The organism is Micromonospora sp. NPDC049107 (assembly GCF_040648595.1).
Classification (GTDB): domain Bacteria; phylum Actinomycetota; class Actinomycetes; order Mycobacteriales; family Micromonosporaceae; genus Micromonospora.
The window spans coordinates 521,038-540,039 of sequence record NZ_JBEZEC010000001.1 but is presented as its reverse complement, the minus strand read 5'-3'; the positions used below and the strand labels follow the sequence as shown (position 1 = coordinate 540,039).

Below are 19,002 nucleotides of genomic sequence, written 5' to 3'. Positions count from 1 at the left end.
CGCGGTCAGCCGAGGTGGCGCCCGACCCACTCGGCGAGATCGCGGGCGCAGGCGTCCACCGACTCCCGCCAGGTCCGGGCCGCGCCCTCCCCCGCCTCGTCACTGACCTGCTTGACCAGCCGACACGGCACCCCGGCCTGCGCGGCGGCCCAGGCCACCGCGTACCCCTCCATGTCCACCAGGTCGGCGCGCTGCGCCAGCCGGTCCCGCGCGTCGTCGTCGGCCACGAAGGTGTCACCGGTGGCCAGCACCGCGCCCTCGGCGGCCAGCGCGAGCGGCGCGCCGTAGGTCTGACCGGTGAGGGTACGCAGCAGAGCCGTGTCCAGGTCGTGCTGGAGCACGGTGGCGACCTCGTGGATACCCGTCCACCCGGGGCGCAGCGCGCCGGCCGTACCCAGGTTGAGCAGCAGGCTGGGACGCGGGCCGGCCGCCAGCACCGCCGCGACCGCGCTGGCGGCGTTGACCTTGCCCATGCCGGTGAGCAGCACCGGCAGCTCGGCCGGCAGGTAGCGGGCCTCCTCCCCCACGGCGAGCACCACCAGCGGACGATCGGCGCGGACCGTACCCCGAAGATTCACCGGAGCATCCTACGGGCCGCCCGCCACGGATCCGTCGCGCACTCCACCGGCATCTGTCCGGCCGGCGGTCAGTCTTCGGCGAACCGGTACAGCACGAAGTCCTTGTCTGCGCCGCACGCGATCGCCCGCGTGTTCCACGAGCAGGACGCGCTGCGCACGTCGACGAGCTGGCCCAACTCGTCGACGTCGCCCGACTCGGCCCACACGCCGGCCACGCTCCGGTTGTCCGCCACCGTGCTGGTCGGCTCGGCGAAGACGAGCAGGTTGCCGGCGTCCAGTCGGGCCGCCACGCCGGGGCGGTCGGCCAGCAACGCCTTGCCGGCCGTGTCGAAGAGGGTGACCGTCGCCTTCGGGTACTCCCGTTGGGTGAGCACCTGCTCGCCGACCGGCACCAGGCCGGTCGCGCCCGGCGCCGACCAGGAGATCGCCGACTTCCCCTCGGTCGCCGCCACCACCTCGGTGTGCTCGACGTCGCTGTTGCGTACCTGCACCAGACAGGCCCGCCGCTCGCCGCAGGCCACCAGCGCCTTCGGCCGGTACTCCGCGTTCTCGGCCCGGTAGACGACCACCGGCGCCGCGTCGGAACCCAGGTCGTACGCCAGCACCTGGTACCCGCCGTCGGTGGGGGCCACGAAGAGGCGGTCCTCGTGCGCCACCACCAGGTCGTCGAGGTCGGCCACGTTGCCCCACTCGCGCAGCACCGAGCCGGAGGACATGTCGACTAGCCGCGCCGAGCGGTCCGCCCCGATCTGCACGAGTCGTCGCCCCTTGCCGGTCCACGGGTCGCGGGCAGCGCCGCCGAGGAAGGCCGGCCCGCCCGCCGCCGCGTCGGTGCCCACCGGCTCGACGACGGTACGCGCCCCGCCGTACTGGTCACGCGGGTTGGGCCTGCTCCACTTGTCGGTGCCGTCGCCCAGCTTCAGGCCGACCAGCCGCCCGGCGGCCCGGTCCACCAGCACGGCGGTGTCGTCGGAGAAGTAGACGTCGTCGTCGCCGCGGACCGCCCGGTGCCAGCGCTGGGCGCCGGACCGGGCGTCCAGGACGGCCAGTTCGCGCGGAGTGCTGTCGCCCGGCGCGTCCGCGAGGACGGCAACCGCCCCCGGCACGGCGACGAGGCCGGTCCAGTCGTCGGCGGTGACGCCGGTCTGCCTGCGCCACAGCTCGTCGCCGGTGCCGGTGTCGACGGCGACCACCTCCAGCCGGTCGTCCGGCAGCGGGTACCCGAGATAGGCCCGGTCGCCGAGCACCGCGGTCCACATGCCGCTGGGCCGCTCGGCGCCGGCCGATGGCCTCGACAGCTCGCGCAGCGGCCCGAACTCCAGGTCCGGATAGCGGTCCCGCAGCAGGTAGAGCGTCGCCGCGGTGGCCACCCCGGCCAGGGCGAGCACGGCCCCGAGCACCACCCACCGGGCCCGCCGCCAAGTCGTACCGCCGCTCGGGATGGGCGGGGTGGGCGTCGGGGTGGCTCCCGCCCCGCCGACCAGGGTGCCCGCGACGCCCGGCGGCGCCGGCTGCCAACCCGAGCCGCCCGCCCCGGCTGATCCGCTCGGCCTGGCCGACGCCGGCCCGGGTTGCGACGGCACGGTCGGCGCGTTCTCCGCCGCAGCCGGCACGCCCGGCGGACCGGCCGGGGCCGGCACGGTCGACGCCGCAGCCGGCGCGGGCGGCCCGGCCGGCGAAGCCTGCGGGACGGCCTGCGGTCCCGCGTGCGCCGGCAGGGCTCGGCGCAGCGGAAGGTCCGTCAGCGCGCCCTCGGCCACCGGCAGCTCCGGCTGGTCCAGCACCGTCGGGGCCACGCCCAGCTCGGCGTGCAGCATTCGTGCCACCAGCGGAATCCGCGAGGAGCCGCCCACCAGGAACAGCCCGGCGAGCTGGTCGGGGCGCAGGCCGGCCGCGGCGATCACCTCCCGGGCGCGCTCCACGGCACGACGCAACAGCGGCGCCGCCACCCGCTCGACGTCGTCGCGCGTCAACCGCACCGCCTCGGCCACCCCGGGCACCGCGACCGGCGCCACAGCGGAACGGGACAGCGTCTCCTTCGCGCCGCGTACCTCGTCCCACAGTCGGACCTGGTCGCGGCGCTGCGCCGGGTCTGACGGGCGGACCAGGCGCGCCCACCGTCGGGCGTGCCGCTCGCCCAGCAGCTCGCCGACCCGCTGCACCAGCGCCGCGTCCAGGTCGAGGCCGCCCAGGTCGGGCAGACCGCCGTCGGCGACCACCAGGAACCCGGAGTCACCCCACGGGTCGGCGCCCTCGTTGCGCAACACCGCGACGTCGAGCGTCCCGCCACCGAAGTCGAACACCGCGATCGCGCCACCGACCGGCACCGGCCGGTGCAGGACCTGGGTGTAGTAGCGGGCAGCGGCCACCGGCTCACGCAGCAGACGTGTGCCCGGTGGCGTCGGCCCGGCGAGCGTGTGCTCGGCGGCCTGCGGCCATCCGGCCCGCAACAGCGCGTCGGCGAGCACCTGCCGCCGTGACTCGTCCCAGGCCGCCGGGCAGGTGAGCACGGCCGGAGGCAGGAAGCCGACCGCACCCACCGCGGCCCGCGCGACCGCCGCCAGCACCGCGGCGAGCAACTCCGCCGGCGGGTACGACCGGTCACCGAGCAGCACGGTCGGCTCGTCCACCCGACGCTTCGGGTTCGCCTCGAACCGGGCCGGATCGGCCTGCGCCAGCCGCCGGGCGTCCCAGCCGACGTGCAACGTGCCGTCCGGGTCGGCGTACACGGCCGACGGGCTGACCGGCTGACCGTCCATCAGCACCGGCCGGGTCCGACCGTCCGGCCAGCGCAGCACGGCCACCGTGTTGGACGTACCGAGGTCGACGCCGAGGGCGAAACCCTCGTGCTGGCCTGCCATCTGCCCGATACCTCCGCCGCGACGAGGGAACTCAGCCCCGCATCGTACGCAGCCCACTGCGCACCCCAGGCCTCGCCGTCACCAGGCGGACCGGCCAGTCGGTGCGTCGGGACGATTGGGGTACGGAACGTAAGGAGACCACAAGGTCTGCGAAATCGCCGGCCGCATCGGTGCTGGCTAGGCTGGCCGCGGGGAGGTGACCGGTGGCGCAGCGGGTGCTCGTGGTCGACGACGACCGGACGGTCAGCGACGTGGTCTGCCGCTACCTGGAACACGCCGGGTACGAGGTGAGTCACGTCGCGGACGGGCTGGCCGCCCTGGAGGCCGTCCAGGACCGGCCGCCGCACCTGGTCGTGCTGGACCTGATGCTTCCCGGGCTGGACGGGTTGCAGGTGTGCCGGCGCCTACGGGAGCGGCCGGACGGCGTACCCATCATCATGCTGACGGCGCGCGGCGACGAGGCGGACCGGGTGCTCGGGCTGCAACTCGGCGCCGACGACTACCTGAGTAAGCCCTTCTCGCCGCGGGAGCTGGTGCTGCGGGTCGGTTCGGTGCTGCGCCGGGCCGGTGAGCCGGCCGCGCCGGCGGCCGAACTGCTGGCCGACGCGGGGCTGGAGGTGGCCACTGGGCCACGGATCGCCCGCCTGCACGGCCGCGAGCTGGCCCTGACGCTGCGCGAGTTCGATCTGCTGGCGCACCTGATGCGACACCCGACACGGGCGTTCAAGCGCACCGAGCTGCTGGAACGCGTGTGGGGGTGGAACTTCGGCGACCAGTCCACGGTGACGGTGCACGTCCGCCGGTTGCGGGAGAAGATCGAGGACGACCCGGCCGAGCCACGACGCATCGTCACGGTCTGGGGCGTCGGCTACCGCTACGAGCCGGCCGATGCGTGACCTGGCGCTGATCTTCGGGGCGGCGCTCGCGGCCGCGCTCGGCGTGGGTCTGCTGGGCGCGCTGACCCTGCGACTGCTGCGGCACCGGTCGATCACCGTGCACGTGTGCGTCCTGCTCACCATCGCCGTGGTCGCCGTGGTGGCCGGCGTGGTGGTGGTCGCCCAGGCGATGTTCCTGTCCCCGCACGACCTCCAGGTCGTCCTGCTCACGGTCGCCGCGGCGGCGGTGGTGAGCCTCGGCGTGGGCTGGTACTTCGGGCGTCGACTGGCCGTGGCGGCGGTCTGGGCGGCCCAGGCCCGGGAGCGGGAACGGCGGGTCGAGAAGGGCCGCCGGGACCTGGTCGCCTGGGTGTCGCACGACCTGCGGACGCCGCTGGCCGGCCTGCGGGCGATGGCCGAGGCGCTGGAGGACCGGGTGGTCGACGACCCGGCGACGGTCGCCGAGTATCACCGGCGGATCCGTGTGCAGACCGATCGGATGACCCGACTCGTCGACGACCTGTTCGAGCTGTCCCGGATCAACGCCGGCGCGCTGCGACTGACCCTGTCGGCGGTGCCGCTGGGTGAGGTCGTCTCCGACGCCCTCGCCGGCACCGCGCCCCTGGCGAAGGCCCGGCGCATCCGACTGGAGGCCGCCGAGTCGGGCTGGCCCACCGTGCTGGCCAGTGAACCCGAGCTGGCCCGGGTGGTGGGCAACCTGCTGCTCAACGCGGTGCACTACACGCCGAGCGACGGCACGGTGCGGGTGGACGCCGGATCTGAACGCGACGCCGCCTGGCTGGCGATCGCCGACACCTGCGGCGGCATCCCCGAGGACGACCTGCCCCGACTGTTCGACGTCGCGTTCCGGGGCGAGCCGGCCCGTACGCCCCGCCCCGGTGGCGAGGGTTCCGGCGGGCTGGGGCTGGCGATCGTACGCGGACTGGTCGAGGCGCACGGCGGTCGGGTGGACGTGCAGAACGTCGGCGGTGGGTGCCGGTTCGTGGTGCGCCTGCCGGCGGCCTGACGCCCGCCCTCTCAGCGGTTCGCCCGCAGCTCACCGAACCAGCGCCGCCCCTGCCGGAACACGTCCTGGACCGCCAGGCCGGCGGCGTCGGCGACCGCGGGCACCGCACGCGCGTCAACCCGGGCCCAGCGGAACACCGGGCCCAGCAGCACCCGTCCGGTCCGCTGCTCGGCGGCCACCCGGGCCTGGCCCTGCCACGACCCCGCGCCGGGCCGCTCCAGCTCGACCAGGACCGTGCCACCCGGCGCGAGCAGGTCCCGGCAACGGCGCAGCAGCGCCACCGGCTCGCCGCCGATGCCGATGTTCCCGTCGATCAGCACCGCGTGCGCCCACCGACCCTCGGCGGGTAGCGGCCCGAACAGGTCGCCGTGCACCGCGACCGCGCCACGGGCGCGGGTGAGCCGCACCGCCGTCGGCGAGACGTCCACGCCGACCGCGGTCCGGCCGGCCCGGGTCAGCGCCACGGTGAGCCGGCCCGGCCCGCACCCGAGGTCGAGCGTCGGGCCACCACAGCGGGCGACGAGGCCGGTGACCGCCGACTCGGCCGTGCCGTGCCAGCGGTCCACCGGGAGCCGGCTACGGACCCCGTCGCCGTGCACCAGCCACCGCCGCAGGGCCACCCGGTCGGCGGCGAGCGCGGCGGCGAAGGGGTCGCCGGATCCGTCGTACCCCCGGCGCGGCGTCGGCCCGGACGGCGACCGTACCGGCGGCGCGGCCTCGACCGGGGCGGTGTCGACGGGGTTCACCGCCGGCCCTCCGGCAGCAGGGTGAGGCGGACCGCCGCGACCTGGCGGGCGAAGCGTCCGCCGGGAACCTCGACGGCCACCGCGAGGGCGTCGGACCACTTGTCGACGTCCCGCAGGACCGGCAGCGGCGCGGTCCGCAGGCCACGCCCGGTCAGGGCCGCCCACGTGTCGCGACCGGTGTCGGGCGTCGACATGGGAACGTCCCGCAACACCCGGGCGTGCCGGGGGTCGCGCAGCCCCAACGACCACCAGCCGCCGTCGTGCGCCCGACCGAGCACCGCGTCGGAGGCGCGCAGCCCCGCCACCGCCGCGGCCAGCCGGCCCGGCGTCACCTGCGGCGTGTCCATCCCGATCTGCACCACCGGCCGCCCGGGGTACGCGGCAGCGACCTCGGCGTACGCGTTGGCGAGCCGCTCGCCGAGCCCGGTGCCGCGCTGCTCCAGCACCGACCAGCCGTCCAGCGCGGCGGTCAACGCGTCGGCGTCCTCCGCCTCGGCCAGCCGACCCGACCAGGCCAGCACGGGCGTGACACCGGGGGTGGCGCGGACGGCGTCGAGGGTGTCGCGCAGCGCGGCGGCGGCGATCCGGGCCGCCTGGGCCGGCGTGACCGGTGGGCAGAGCCGCGTCTTCACCGCCCCGGCGACCGGCGCCTTGGCGACCACCAGCAGGACGGTCACCGAGGGCCGTCCACGGTCCGCAGCACACCGGCGAAGTCGCGGGTGGCACGCAGGGTGCCCCGCACCGAACCGGAAACCTTGGACCGCGTGCCGGCGGCCCGCGGCGCGTAGGTGACGTCCGTCTCGTGGATGCGCCAGCCGGCGGCGGCGGCCCGGATCAGCAGTTCGAGGGGGTAGCCGAAGGCCCGGTCGGTGACACCGAGGTCGAGCAGCGCCTGGCGGCGGGCCACCCGGATCGGGCTGAGGTCCCGCAGCGGTACGCCCCGACGGCGCAGCAACGCGGCGACCAGCGCCGTGCCGGCACGGGCGTGCCACGGCCACACTCCCGCCCCGACCGGCCGACGCCGACCCACGCTGAGGTCGGCCGTACCGGCGGACACGGGTGCCACCAGGGCCGGCAGCTCGGCGGGGTCGAACGACCCGTCGGCGTCGAGGACGCACACCAGCTCGGCGTCGGCGGCCTCCAGGCCGGCGTGCACCGCCGCGCCGTACCCGCGTCGGGGTTCGTGCACCACCCGGGCGCCGTGCCGGACGGCCACCTCGGGCGAGCCGTCCCGGGAGCCGTTGTCCACCACGATGGCCCGGTAGCCGGGCGGCAGCGCGGTGAGCACACCCGGCAGGGCGGCTGCCTCGTCCAGGCAGGGCAGCACCACGTCGATCTCAGTCGCCATACCGCCGACGCTAGGGCGACGCGCGCGCGGCGGAGGCCGAAATGTGCTTACCGAACCCTTACCGCCCGGGCATTTCTTACCGTCCGGTGACGGGCCGCCGATTGGCGAGCGCGAGGGTGGGCTGTCGCCGTACCGTCCGGTGGTCATGGCCTCGACCACCGCTTACGCCACCGCCCCCGGGCGGACCCCGCCTCGCCGCCCCGGCGGAGACCTCCTCGTGCTGGGGCTGGAAGCGGCGCTGCTCGGCGTCGCCGTGCTGGTCGGGGCCCTGCTCAACGCGCGCGGCGGCGGCCTGCACGCGGACGCCGCTCCGCTGTACGCGACGTGGCGGCCACACGTCGGCTGGGGCAGCCCGGCCGCGCTGGTGGTGGCGGTCGCGGTGGTGGGCTGGGGCGCCCGGTGGGCCCGCACCGCCCGGTGGGGCCGCCTGTTGGCTGCCGCGTGGCTGACGGCGGTGGCCTGGACCATGTCGTTGGCCCTGGTCGACGGCGCGTCGGCGGGGCTGACCCGACGGCTCACCCCGCAGGCCGAGTACCTGCACGAGGTTCCCGGCGTGACCGACATCCCGACGATGCTGGCCGGATTCACCAGCCGGATCGTGGACTTCCAACCCGACTCCTGGTCCACCCACACCGCCGGCCATCCGCCGGGCGCGCTGCTCATCTTCGTCTGGCTGGACCGCGTCGGCCTCGGCGGAGGCACCGCAGCCGCGCTGGCCTGCGTCCTGCTCGGCGCCACGATCGCGGTGTCGGTGCCGGTGACGCTGCGCGCGCTCGGCGCGCCCGACGCGGCCCGCGCGGTCGTGCCCTTCCTGGTGCTGCTGCCCGGGGCCGTCTGGGTGGGCGCCTCGGCCGACGGCATCTTCGCCGCCGTGGTCGCGGCCGGTCTGGCGCTGCTGGCGGTCCGGGGCCGCGTGGCCGCCCTGGCCGGTGGGGCGGTGCTCGGCTTCGCGCTGCACCTGTCGTACGGGTTCCTGCTGGTGGGTGTGCTCGCGCTGGCCGTGGTCGCGCTGCGCCGTACCCACCGACTGGGCGCGCTGCTCGCCGCCGCCGTCGGCGTCGCCGCCGTGACGGCGGTGTTCGTCGCGGCGGGGTTTCACTGGTGGGACGGCTACCACCTCGTCGTCCAGCGGTACTACCAGGGCTGGGCCGCCGACCGCCCGTACGCCTACTGGGTGTGGGCCAACCTGGCCGCGCTGCTGCTCAGCGCCGGTCCGGTCCTGGGGCCGGCCCTGCGCCGCGCGCTGGCGGCCGCGCCCGGCTGGCGGGCCGCCGGGCGGTTGGCCCTGCCTACGGCAGCAGGAGTACGCGCAGCCGGCCCCACGGTGCTGCTACCGCTGGCGGCCCTGGTGGCGGTCCTCGGCGCGGACCTGTCCGGGCTGAGCAAGGCCGAGGTAGAGCGGATCTGGCTGCCGTTCGTCGGCTGGCTGCTGGTCGCCACCGCCCATCTCCCGGCGACCTCGCGACGCTGGTGGCTGGCCGCGCAGGCGCTCACCGCGCTGGCCGTCAACCACCTGCTCTGGACGGTCTCCTGACCACCCCCGCCGCACGCCACACCGGGCCCGCGGCTTGCCCGGCGCATGCGCACGCCAGCCGTAGGCGGGCGGTCATCCGGCGCGCCGGGCCACGGCCAACGCGGGACCGGCCACTCCGGTGGGCGTGATGACTGTGAGGCATCAAGATGCCCCACAGTCATCACGCCCATAGGAGTGACAACGCGCTCCCCGCCCCCTTGACGCGTCGATCTTGCGGTTTCGGTTGTCGATATGGACTATGTGCCCACATCTGTCGCAGCAGAAAGTGCAAGATCGGCGCACGCCGGGCGGGGCGGGGGTGGGGGTTAGGGGCGGGGTCAGCCTGCTATGGCGGCTGGTTCGCGGAGCGGGTCGGTGGCGAAGCCGGCCACGCCGTCGGCGAAGCCGACCCGGGCGGTGTAGCCGAGCAGTTCCGCGGCACGGCGCGGGTCGGCGACCACGTGCCGCGCGTCGGCCGCGCGTGCCCCGCCCACGACCTGCGGGGCCGGTCCGCCCATCGCCTCGGCCAGGGCGACCGCCAGCTCCCCAACGGTGTGCGGCTCGCCCGAGCACACGTTCACCGGTACGAGGGTGGCCGGTGGCAGGTCGCGGGTGAGCGCCAGCAGGTTGGCCCGCGCCACGTCGGTGACGTGCACGAAGTCCCGCCGTTGCCGGCCGTCCTCCAGCACGCGCGGGGCCATGCCGGCCGCCAGCGCCGACCGGAAGATGGACGCTACTCCGGCGTACGGGGTGTCGCGGGGCATCCGAGGGCCGTAGACGTTGTGGTAGCGCAGCGCCCACACCGTCCCACCGGTCTGTCGGGCCCAGGCGGCGGCCAGGTGTTCCTGCGCGAGCTTGCTGGCGGCGTACGTGCTGCGCGGCTCCAGCGGCGCGTCCTCGGGCACGAGCACCGGGTCGAGGCCCCGACCACAGCGGGGGCAGGTCGGGTCGTACCGGCCGGCCGCCACGTCCTCGGGTCGCCGTGGCGCGGGGCGCACCGTGGCGTGCTCGGGGCAGGCGTAGCGCCCCTCGCCGTACACCACCATCGAGCTGGCCAGCACCAGCCGGCCGATTCCCGCCCGGTGCAGGGCGGCCAGCAGCACGGCCGTGCCGTAGTCGTTGTGCGTGACGTAGTCGGGGCCGTCCGACGGGTCCAGGCCGTGGCCGACCATCGCCGCCTGGTGACAGACCACGTCCACACCGGGCAGCAGGCGATCCAGCAGGGCGCCATCCCGGACGTCGCCGCGCACCACCTGGTGCTCACGTGACCAGGCAGGCAGCTCCCCGCCGTGCGCCTGGGGCAGCAGCGCGTCCAGCGCCACCACCTCGTGGCCCTGCTCGACGAGCAGGTCGACGACCTGCGACCCGATGAACCCGGCCGCGCCGGTGACCAGTACGCGCATGTCGGACACGGTAGGGCCGGTCGGGCGTCCGACGGGCCGGTTCGGCGCAGCCGTAAGGAGTTCGCAACAGCTCGGCCGGCCACGATGGCCCGGTAAGCGTTCGGTAATGCGGTAAACCCCGCTGCGTCGTACCCCTGCGGTCTAACCTGCCGGCAGTGCCCGCCACCGGCGCTCGCGCCCGGCGGGCCGACGACGGCGGGATGTGAGGACCAGGAGGGAACAGCGAGTGCCAGGAGCAAGGCCCGGCCCGGGCGACAGCGGGGCCCCGGTGTCGGACGCGGACGGCTACGGCGCGCCGCGCGGGCTCTGGCGGGGACTGGCCCGGCATCGTCCGCCGGGTGTGGACGCGGCCGAACGCGCCTGGCGCAGTCCGTTGCGCGGTCCCTGGCTCACCGCCGTCTACGGTTCGGCGCTGCTGGTGGCGCTACCACTGGTGATCATCACGGGGCTGCTCGACTACGCCGCCTACGGCCCCCGCTTCGACCAGGCGTTCCCGCAGGACGTCGGCTGGCTGCGGCTGCCGGTCTTCGACTGGCCCACGCGGCCGTCCTGGCTGTTCCGGGTCACCCAGGGCCTGCACGTGACGCTCGGGATCGTGCTCGTCCCGGTGGTGCTGGGCAAGCTGTGGTCGGTGCTGCCGAAGCTGTTCGCCTGGCCGCCGGCCCGCTCGGTGGCGCAGGTGCTGGAACGGCTCACCCTGCTGCTGCTGGTCGGCGGGATCCTGTTCCAGATCGCCACCGGCCTGCTCAACATCCAGTACTCGTACGTGTTCGGCTTCGACTTCTACACCGCCCACTACTTCGGCGCGTGGATCTTCACGGCGGCCTTCGTGGCGCACGTGATCATCAAGTTCCCCCGGTTGGTGACCGCGCTGCGATCCCGCCCGCCGGGCACCGAGCTGCGGACCACGCGCGCCGACACGCGACCCGAACCACCCGACCCGGACGGCCTGGTCGCGACCGAACCGGGCCCGGCCACGGTCAGCCGACGTGGGGCGGTGGCCCTGGTGGGCGGCGGCGCGCTGCTGCTGGCCGTACTGACCATCGGGGAGAGCCTGGACGGTCCACTGCGGCGTACCGCGCTGCTGCTGCCTCGCGGGCGACAACCCGGCACCGGGCCGAACGGCTTCCCGGTCAACCGCACCGTCGCCGCCGCCGGCGTACGTCCCGAGCAGACCGACGCGAGCTGGCGACTGACGCTGCGCGGCGGTGGGCGAACGGTGACCCTGGACCGGCCCGGCCTGCTGGCCCTGACCCAGCACACGGCCGCGCTGCCCATCGCCTGCGTGGAGGGCTGGTCGACCCGGCAGAGGTGGACCGGCGTACGTCTTCGTGACCTGGCCGCGCTCGCCGGCGTTCCCGACCCGGTCTCGGCGCGGGTGTCGTCGCTGGAGCAGGCCGGGCTGTTCCGCACGGCGGTACTCGCGGCCAACCAGGTCCTCGATCCCGACTCGCTGCTGGCGTTGCGGGTCAACGACGTCGACCTCTCCCCCGACCACGGCTATCCGGCCCGGGTCATCGTGCCCGCCCTGCCCGGCGTGCACTGCACCAAGTGGGTCGCCGAGATCGACTTCCGGGAGCGGACCGATGACTGAGCGCACCGCTCGGCCGCGGGCGGCCTACGGCGCGGCGCCCTGGCATCTCGCCCTGGTGACGGCGGTGATCGTGCTCGCCGGCTGGGTGGCGCTACGCCTCGCCGACGAGGCGACGTTCGGCCGGATGCTGCTCTGGTTCGTCGGCGCGGTCGTCGCGCACGACCTGGTGCTGTTCCCGGTGTACGCGAGCGTCGACCGCGTGCTGCGCGCGGCGGCACGCGGTCGCGTCGTGCTGCTCAACCACCTGCGGGTGCCGGCGCTCGGCACGGCGCTGCTGTTCCTGGTCTACGCACCCGGCATCCTGCGCTGGGGCGAGACGACCCACGAGGCGGCCACCGGCCAGACGCAGCGGCCGTACCTGCTGCGCTGGCTGGCGCTCAGCGGGGCGCTCTTCCTGCTCAGCGCGCTCGCGTACGCGCTGCGGCGTCGCCGTCAGTCGTCGGGGCAGCGCTCGGAGAGCGCGTAGCGCAGCAACACCACGTCGCCGATCTGGCGCGTCTCGGCCAGTCGGGCCCGGCGGCCCGGATGCCAGGGGAAGCGGCCCTCGTCGACGAAGCGTGGCGCCCGACGGTCGCCGACGAAGAACGGGGCGACGACCAGGTGCAGCTCGTCGGCGAGGCCGGCGGTGAGGAACTGGGCGTGGACCGTCCCGCCACCCTCGACCATCAGGCGGCGCACCCCCCGCGCCGCCAGGTCGGCCAGGACCCAGCCGAGGTCGACCGGCTCTCCCCCGTCGATGACGGTGGCCAGCTCGCCGACCCGCTCCCGGGTCTTGTCCAGGGCGCCGCTGGCGCAGTAGACCAGCCGGGTGGAGTCGCCCGCGGTGAAGAACCGCGCGGTCGGGTCGAGGTCCCCGCGCGCCGTCAGCGTCACCTTGACCGGCGAGGCGGGCTGGCCGCACGCCACCCGTTCGGTCCGCCGCGCCGCCGATCGCACCAGCAGGCGGGGGTCGTCACGGCGGACGGTGGCGGCACCGACCAGGATCGCGTCACAGCCGGCCCGGACCGCGTCGACGCGGTCGAGGTCGTCCTCGTTGGACAGCAACAGACGCTGGTCGGAGGTGTCGTCGATGTACCCGTCGATGGAGGTGGCGCAGCTCAGCAGCACGTAGGGCCGTGGCGACGCCGGCCGGCAGCTCACCGGGAGACGGGCCGGTCAGGGGTGCGGCCCGCCCGCTCCTCGGCCGCTGCGGCCTCGGCCGCTGCCTCGGCCGCCTCTGCCTCGGCCGCCTTGGCGGCCTTCGCCGCCAGGTAGTCGGCGTTGGCCGGGGAGAGGAAGACGCTGGTGGGGACGCGTTCCACGACGTCGACACCCAGCCGGGTCAACTGTTCGGCCTTGTCGGGGTTGCTGCTGAGCAGGCGTACGCGCGGCACGTCGAGCGTGGCCAGCATCTGCGCGGCGGCGGTGTAGTCGCGCTCGTCCTCGCCTCGGCCCAGCGCCACGTTGGCCTGGTAGGTGTCCAGGCCGGCATCCTGAAGGGCGTACGCGTCGAGCTTCGCGTACAGGCCGATGCCCCGGCCCTCCTGACGCAGGTAGAGCAGGAACCCGCCGGTCTCGGCGATCCGCTGCACCGCCTCCCGCAGTTGCGGCCCGCAGTCGCAGCGCTGGCTGCCGAACACGTCCCCGGTCAGGCACTCGCTGTGCGGGCGGACCAGCGGCGGCTCCCCACCGGCGGTGAGCCGGTCCAGCGCGCCGGCCCAGTCGCCCAGGCCGAGGGCGAGGTGTTCGCGACCGTCGACCAGACCTTTGAACGTGAACACCCGGACGGTGGTGGTGTAGCCGTCGGGGAACGCCAACGGCACCGTGACCTGCGTACGGACCGTGGCGACGGGCAGTGCTTCGGGCATGGGACTCCTTCGTCCGGCGCCGCGGGACGGCGGCGACGCGTACCGTTTCACCACTGAATCAACAGCCGCCGGGCGAGGCGGCTTCCCGAGCGGCGGTGGGTTCACGGGCCCGTCGGGCGAGCAGCACGGCCGCGCCGGGCAGGCTGGCCACCAGCACGAGCGCGCCGTAGACGGTGGCGGTGGCGACACCCTCGGAGGCGCTGAGACCGGCCGCGCCGAACACCCAGGCGGCCACCCCCTCGCGGGGGCCGAAGCCCGCGACGTTCAGGGGCAGGCCCATGGCCAGCAGGGCGAGCAGGGTCAGGGGCAGCAACCTCGTCAGCGGCGCGTCGGATCCGGCGGTCCGGGCCGCCACCAGGAAGGTGGCCAGGTGACCGGCGACCATCACGGCGGAGGCGACCAGCACGCCGAGCCAGGTCCGCCGGCCCAGCAGTCCGGTCCGCACGTCGGCGACGGCGGTTCGCACGCCACGCGCCCACCGGGACCGGCCGGTACCGGGCAACAACCGAGCCAGGAGTACGGCGGCCAGTCCGACCGCCACGAGCAGCGCGGCGGTGGCCGGCAGGTACGGACGCACCGGGGACGGGAACGCCGCGAGCACGACCAGGGCGACGCCCACCAGCACCACCTGACCGGCGGCACGTTCCCAGACCACCGCGCGGATACCCCGGCTGACGTCGCCGGCGTCGCGGCCGTGGCGCACCGCCCGGTGCACGTCCCCGAGCATCCCGCCGGGCAGGGTGGCGTTGAGGAACACGGCCCGGTAGCAGTGCGCCACCGCGGTCGCCAGCGGCAGCCGCACGCCCAGGCCACCGGCGACGAGACTCCACCGCCACGCGGCGCAGACCGTGGTGAGCGCGCCGATGAGCAGGGCCGCGGCCAGCGCCGGGGCGTCGATCAGCCGTACGCCGGCGAGGAACGCGCCGCCGCCCACCTGCCACAGCAGGACGGCGAGCAGGCCCACCCCGCCGACCACTCGTGCCCAGGCCCACACCATCGACGCCGGTCCTCCCTGAAGATCGTCCACTCTCTTAGTGCACGTACCCAGGGTGTGGATGGTTCATCCACCGGCCAGCAGGTCCCGGTGCTCGACCACCACGCCCAGCCGGCCGGCCGCCGCCTCGGCCAGCCGACGTCGGGCGTACGCGTCGGCCGGGCCGGCCAGGTCGGGCCGCTGCTCGCAGGCCGCGCCCAGCCAGCCCCGGAACCACTCGGCGGCCAGGTCGGCCTGCTGGGGGCCGAGTCGCCACGGGCTGGGCCGCTCGACCACGGGCACGCCCCGCCGGGCGAATGCGGCGGCGGTGACGGCGGCGGCGTCCGGGCCGAGCAACCGACGGCCGTCGACGGTACGCCGCTGGTGCGCGTTGAACGCCTCCTCGACCGCGGCGTCGAGCGGGTCCTCGGGAGTGAGCCGGACCCGTCCGGTCACCGAGACCGCGAACAGGGCGGGGCGGCCGGCGTCCACACAGGCCGTGACCACCCGCTCGACCTCCTCGGCGGTCAACATGTCCAGCAGCGCGGACGCGGTGACCAGCGCGCCGTCGGACAGGTCGGCGGCGGTGAGCCGGGTCAGGTCGCCGCAGCGGGTGTGCACGGTGACCGGCGCTCCGTCGGCGGCGGTCACCCCGGCCATGCTGTCGGCGGCGCGGGCCAGCAGGTCGGCGTCCCGGTCGTGCAGCACCCACCGCTGCGGTCCGCTGAGCCGGGCGGCGAGCCAGCGGCTCATCGAACCGGTGCCGCTGCCCAGGTCGTGGATCACGACCGGGTCGTGGCCGGCCAGTCGGGGTCGGACGGCGTCCAGCAGGTCGTCGGCGCGGGCCGCCGCGTCGGCCGGCTCCCGCAGACGCAGCCAGTCGGCGAAGGGCAGGGTCTCCTCGACGGTCACCCCGTCACCTCCTCCAGCACGGTGGCCAGGCGCGCGGTCGTCACCGGCCAGTCGGACAGGGTGTCGCGGCGGGCGAGCGCGGCGCGCCGCAGCCGGGACCGCAGTTCGTCGTCGCCCAGCCACCGGCTCAGCGCGCCGGCCAGGGCGGCCGGATCGTCCGGCGGGACCAGCAGACCGGGCACGACGCCGTCGGGGGCGCGACCCAGCGCCTCGGGCAGGCCCCCCACGTCGGTGCCCAGCACCGGTACGCCACGCGCGAGGGCCTCGGTGACGACCATCCCGTACGTCTCGCCCCGCGAGGGCAGGACCAGCAGGTCGGCGGCGGCGTACGCGGCGTCGAGCGCCGGGCCGGTCAGCGGGCCGGCCAGTCGGACCCGTTCCGCCAGGCCGGCGCCGGCGAGCCGGTCGCGCAGCTGGCACACCAGCTCGGGTTCCCGGGTCAGGGTGCCGGCGCAGACCAGCGTCCACGGCGTCTCGGCCAGCACGCACAGGGCGTCGACCAGCAGGTCGTGACCCTTGTGACGGGTGACCGCGGCGACGCAGAGCAACCGGTCACCGGTTGCGCTGCCGGGATTCGTCACCGGAGCGGGCGTCACCCCGGGCGGCGCGACGTGGACGCGCTCGGCGGGCAACGCATGGCGGGCCAGCAGCCGGCGGCGGGTCCACCCGCTGGTGGTGACGACGGCGCTGGCGGTGGCCAGCGCACGACCCTCGGCCTCGTCGTCGAGCGGCATGTGCACCAGCGGGACGAGGCGCAGCCGGGTCGCGTGCGGGGCGAGCAGCTCCGGCACCGTCGAGGCGATCAGGCCGTCGACGAGCACCACGGCGTCGTCCGCCGTGGTGGCGAGCAGCCGGGCCAGCGCTGCCCGGTCGGCCGGGTCGGGGTGCGGCCACGCGCCGGGTACCGGGTGCTCGTGCACCGTCCACCCACGCTCGGCGAGCCCGGCGCAGACCCGCCGGTCGTACGTGTTGCCACCGCTGGGCGTGCCCGGGTCGTCGATGTCCCCCGGCAGGACGACGTGCACCGTACGTCGGCGCGCGGCGTCGGGGGCGTGGGCCGGCGGCGGCCGGCCCGCGTCGGTCACAGCGACCGCTCGTAGCTGGCCCAGGCGACGTGTGACTCGTGCAGGGTGACGGTGATACCGGCCAGCTCCCGGGCACCGGCCCCCAGGTCGCCGGCGTGTACCCGCTCGGCCAGTCGGTCGGCGACGGTACGGGCGAGCACCTCCGTGGTGGTGTTCATGCCGGCGAAGGCGGGCTCGTCGTCGAGGTTGCGGTAGGACAGCTCCCCCACCACGGCCCGGAGCTGCTCGGTGGCGAGGCCGATGTCCACGACGATGCCGTCGGCGTCCAGGTCGGGCCGGCGGAACGTCGCGTCCACCACGAACGTCGCCCCGTGCAGGCGCTGAGCCGGGCCGAACACCTCGCCCCGGAAACTGTGGGCGATCATCATATGATCCCGAACGGTCACGCTGAACATGGTCACTCCCCGTCGTCGTAGGTGATGAGGTGGCAGAGCGCGGGCAGGTCACCCGAACTCAGTCGGGCGAGTACGTCGGGTAGCTCCGTGAACCGGGACGCGCCGGTGATCAGCGCGTCGAACGCCGGGTCGTCGAGCAGATCCAGGGCCAGCGCCAACCGGTCGGTGTAACTGCGACGACCGCGCCGCGCGGGCGCGACCATGCCGACCTGGCTGCTGCGCACGGTGAGCCGTCCGGAGTGGAACGCCCCACCGAGGGACACCTGCACCTGGCGGTCGCCGTACCAGCTCAGCTCGACCACCGTGCCCTCGGGCGCGAGCAGGTCCAGCGCCTGTTGCAGGCCGGCGGACGTGGCGCTGGCGTGCACCACCAGGTCCCGGTCGCCGGTCGCGTCGGCGGGTCGGGCGAACCGGACGCCGAGCGCCCCGGCCACCCCGGCCCGGCGGGCGTCGGTGTCGACCAGCTCGACGTCCACACCGGGGAACCGCGCCACCAGCGCCGCGACGCAGCAGCCCACCATGCCCGCGCCGATCACGCTGACCCGGTCGCCGAGCAGGGGCGCGGCGTCCCACAGGGCGTTCACGGCGGTCTCCACCGTGCCGGCGAGCACGGCGCGGGCGGGCGGCACGTCGTCGGGCACCGGCACCACGGCGGTCGCCGGAACGACGTACGCGCTCTGGTGCGGGTGCAGGCAGAACACCGTACGCCCGAGCAGTTCCGGCGGGCCCTGTTCGACCACGCCGACGCTGAGGTAGCCGTACTTGACCGGGCCGGGGAAGTCGCCCTCCTGGAACGGGGCGCGCATCGCCGCGTACTGGTCGGCGGGCACCCGACCGGCGAACACCAGCGTCTCGGTGCCCCGGCTGACCCCGGAGTAGCGCGCGCGGACCAGCACGTCGTCGGGGCCCGGGGCGGGCAGTGGCACCGGCCGGATCTCCGCCGCGCCGGGCTCGCGCACCCAGCAGGCGTACGCCTCGCGGTTCACCCTCGTACACCTCACCTTTTGTCCCGGTCGAACCGAACGGCCCTGATTTCCGTGTTCCCTGTCGGGGTCGTCGATCATAAACACGGAGGTACGGTGCCCACAGTTCGAAGCGGTCCGGTGATCGGGCTCACCGCACAACTGGTCGTGCTGGCGACGCTGGCCGCCACCGTGGGTCTGGACACGGCGGGTTGGCTGGCCGGCGTCGGCTACGCGGCGGTCACCTGTCTCGCGTTGAGCCGGGGCCTGCACCTGTCCGGCGCGTCCCGCCTCGGCCCCGCCGACCGGGTGACGTTGGCCCGGGGCGTCCTGGTCGGCGCGGTCACCGCGCTGGTCGTGGACTCGTTCGACCGCCCGACGCCGGTGGGGCTGCTGGTCGCGTTGAGCGCGGTGGCCCTGCTGCTGGACGCCGTGGACGGCCAGGTCGCCCGGCGCACCGGCACCGCCAGCGCCCTGGGGGCGCGCTTCGACATGGAGGTCGACGCGTTCCTCATCCTGGTCCTCAGCGTCTACGTCGCCCCGGCGGCCGGAAGTTGGGTGCTGGCCATCGGCGCGATGCGGTACGCCTTCGTCGCGGCGAGCGCGGTCCTGCCCTGGCTGCGGGGCACGTTGCCGCCGCGCTTCTGGCGCAAGGTGGTGGCCGCCGCCCAGGGAGTGCTGTTGACGGTGGCGGCCGCGCGGGCGCTGCCGGAGCCGTGGACCACGCTGGTCCTGGTGGCGGCGTTGGCGCTGCTGGTCGAGTCGTTCGGCCGGGACGTGGCCTGGCTGTGGCGTCGCCGCCCGGCGCCCCGGCCGGCTCGCCCGCTGCTGCCGGTGCCCACGCCGACGCTCCCGGTGCCCCGGCCCGCGCTGGCGGCGCGCT

At 75.4% G+C, this 19,002-nt stretch carries 18 protein-coding genes and 1 pseudogene; 6 read left to right on the top strand and 13 right to left on the bottom strand.

Annotation, left to right across the window (positions count from 1 at the left end; translation table 11 throughout):
- Positions 1-5: 5 nt before the first annotated feature.
- Positions 6-578, bottom strand: coding sequence for a nucleosidase (locus tag AB0B55_RS02270; RefSeq protein ID WP_357117825.1), 573 nt, complete (start codon positions 576-578; stop codon positions 6-8).
- Between the two features lie 68 nt (positions 579-646).
- Positions 647-3,439 (bottom strand): Hsp70 family protein, encoded by a 2,793-nt coding sequence (locus AB0B55_RS02265; protein WP_357169613.1) that lies wholly within the window; start codon positions 3,437-3,439, stop codon positions 647-649.
- A gap of 203 nt (positions 3,440-3,642) precedes the next feature.
- Here AB0B55_RS02265 and AB0B55_RS02260 point away from each other — a divergent pair, with 203 nt between their 5' ends.
- Both AB0B55_RS02260 and AB0B55_RS02255 read left to right on the top strand, forming a co-directional pair.
- Positions 3,643-4,335, top strand: coding sequence for a response regulator transcription factor (locus AB0B55_RS02260; RefSeq protein ID WP_357117819.1), 693 nt, complete (start codon positions 3,643-3,645; stop codon positions 4,333-4,335).
- Positions 4,328-5,341, top strand: a complete 1,014-nt coding sequence (locus tag AB0B55_RS02255; protein WP_357117816.1) for a HAMP domain-containing sensor histidine kinase — start codon at positions 4,328-4,330, stop codon at positions 5,339-5,341. The genes AB0B55_RS02260 and AB0B55_RS02255 overlap by 8 nt, the downstream gene beginning before the upstream one ends.
- An 11-nt stretch (positions 5,342-5,352) precedes the next feature.
- Here the strand turns inward: AB0B55_RS02255 and AB0B55_RS02250 are convergent, their stop codons facing one another.
- From AB0B55_RS02250 to AB0B55_RS02240, 3 genes are all read right to left on the bottom strand, one after another.
- Positions 5,353-5,961: a class I SAM-dependent methyltransferase gene (locus AB0B55_RS02250; RefSeq protein WP_357119387.1), complete on the bottom strand. Its 609-nt coding sequence runs from the start codon at positions 5,959-5,961 to the stop codon at positions 5,353-5,355.
- 122 nt (positions 5,962-6,083) lie between these two features.
- A complete protein-coding gene (locus tag AB0B55_RS02245; protein WP_357169610.1) occupies positions 6,084-6,764 on the bottom strand; it encodes a DUF2064 domain-containing protein in 681 nt (226 codons plus the stop codon).
- Positions 6,761-7,435 carry a glycosyltransferase family 2 protein gene (locus tag AB0B55_RS02240; protein WP_357117810.1) on the bottom strand — a complete coding sequence of 225 codons (675 nt, stop codon included), beginning with the start codon at positions 7,433-7,435 and terminating at the stop codon, positions 6,761-6,763. The genes AB0B55_RS02245 and AB0B55_RS02240 overlap by 4 nt, the downstream gene beginning before the upstream one ends.
- Before the next feature lie 217 nt (positions 7,436-7,652).
- On the opposite strand from AB0B55_RS02240, the gene AB0B55_RS02235 reads away from it, so the two are divergent.
- Positions 7,653-8,969: a hypothetical protein gene (locus AB0B55_RS02235; protein ID WP_357119384.1), complete on the top strand. Its 1,317-nt coding sequence runs from the start codon at positions 7,653-7,655 to the stop codon at positions 8,967-8,969.
- Between the two features lie 317 nt (positions 8,970-9,286).
- On the opposite strand, the gene AB0B55_RS02230 is transcribed toward AB0B55_RS02235, so the two are convergent.
- Positions 9,287-10,351: an NAD-dependent epimerase/dehydratase family protein gene (locus AB0B55_RS02230; protein WP_357169607.1), complete on the bottom strand. Its 1,065-nt coding sequence runs from the start codon at positions 10,349-10,351 to the stop codon at positions 9,287-9,289.
- 268 nt (positions 10,352-10,619) lie between these two features.
- On the opposite strand from AB0B55_RS02230, the gene AB0B55_RS02225 reads away from it, so the two are divergent.
- Positions 10,620-11,945, top strand: coding sequence for a molybdopterin-dependent oxidoreductase (locus AB0B55_RS02225; protein WP_357117803.1), 1,326 nt, complete (start codon positions 10,620-10,622; stop codon positions 11,943-11,945).
- Positions 11,938-12,411, top strand: a complete 474-nt coding sequence (locus AB0B55_RS02220) for a hypothetical protein (RefSeq protein ID WP_357169604.1) — start codon at positions 11,938-11,940, stop codon at positions 12,409-12,411. Before AB0B55_RS02225 ends, AB0B55_RS02220 begins: the two co-directional genes overlap by 8 nt.
- On the opposite strand, the gene AB0B55_RS02215 is transcribed toward AB0B55_RS02220, so the two are convergent.
- The 7 genes from AB0B55_RS02215 to AB0B55_RS02185 all read right to left on the bottom strand — a co-directional run bounded on the left by AB0B55_RS02215 (position 12,378) and on the right by AB0B55_RS02185 (position 18,143).
- Positions 12,378-13,085, bottom strand: a complete 708-nt coding sequence (locus tag AB0B55_RS02215) for a dihydrofolate reductase family protein (RefSeq protein WP_357169601.1) — start codon at positions 13,083-13,085, stop codon at positions 12,378-12,380. The genes AB0B55_RS02220 and AB0B55_RS02215 overlap by 34 nt on opposite strands.
- Complete coding sequence (gene ribA, locus AB0B55_RS02210; protein WP_357117794.1) at positions 13,082-13,792, bottom strand: GTP cyclohydrolase II; 711 nt, start codon at positions 13,790-13,792, stop codon at positions 13,082-13,084. The genes AB0B55_RS02215 and ribA overlap by 4 nt, the downstream gene beginning before the upstream one ends.
- Before the next feature lie 58 nt (positions 13,793-13,850).
- Positions 13,851-14,789: a lysylphosphatidylglycerol synthase transmembrane domain-containing protein gene (locus tag AB0B55_RS02205; protein WP_357119382.1), complete on the bottom strand. Its 939-nt coding sequence runs from the start codon at positions 14,787-14,789 to the stop codon at positions 13,851-13,853.
- Positions 14,790-14,852: 63 nt separating this feature from the next.
- Positions 14,853-15,677 (bottom strand): class I SAM-dependent methyltransferase, encoded by an 825-nt coding sequence (locus AB0B55_RS02200; RefSeq protein ID WP_357169598.1) that lies wholly within the window; start codon positions 15,675-15,677, stop codon positions 14,853-14,855.
- Positions 15,674-16,762 carry a glycosyltransferase family 4 protein gene (locus AB0B55_RS02195; RefSeq protein WP_357169595.1) on the bottom strand — a complete coding sequence of 363 codons (1,089 nt, stop codon included), beginning with the start codon at positions 16,760-16,762 and terminating at the stop codon, positions 15,674-15,676. Before AB0B55_RS02195 ends, AB0B55_RS02200 begins: the two co-directional genes overlap by 4 nt.
- Positions 16,759-17,157, bottom strand: a complete 399-nt coding sequence (locus tag AB0B55_RS02190) for a 6-carboxytetrahydropterin synthase (protein WP_357169592.1) — start codon at positions 17,155-17,157, stop codon at positions 16,759-16,761. The genes AB0B55_RS02195 and AB0B55_RS02190 overlap by 4 nt, the downstream gene beginning before the upstream one ends.
- 2 nt (positions 17,158-17,159) lie before the next feature.
- Positions 17,160-18,143, bottom strand: a complete 984-nt coding sequence (locus tag AB0B55_RS02185; protein WP_357169589.1) for a dehydrogenase — start codon at positions 18,141-18,143, stop codon at positions 17,160-17,162.
- Between the two features lie 93 nt (positions 18,144-18,236).
- Here AB0B55_RS02185 and AB0B55_RS02180 point away from each other — a divergent pair.
- Positions 18,237-18,947, top strand: a pseudogene (locus AB0B55_RS02180) (CDP-alcohol phosphatidyltransferase family protein); the annotation flags it as partial.
- Between the last annotated feature and the right edge of the window lie 55 nt (positions 18,948-19,002).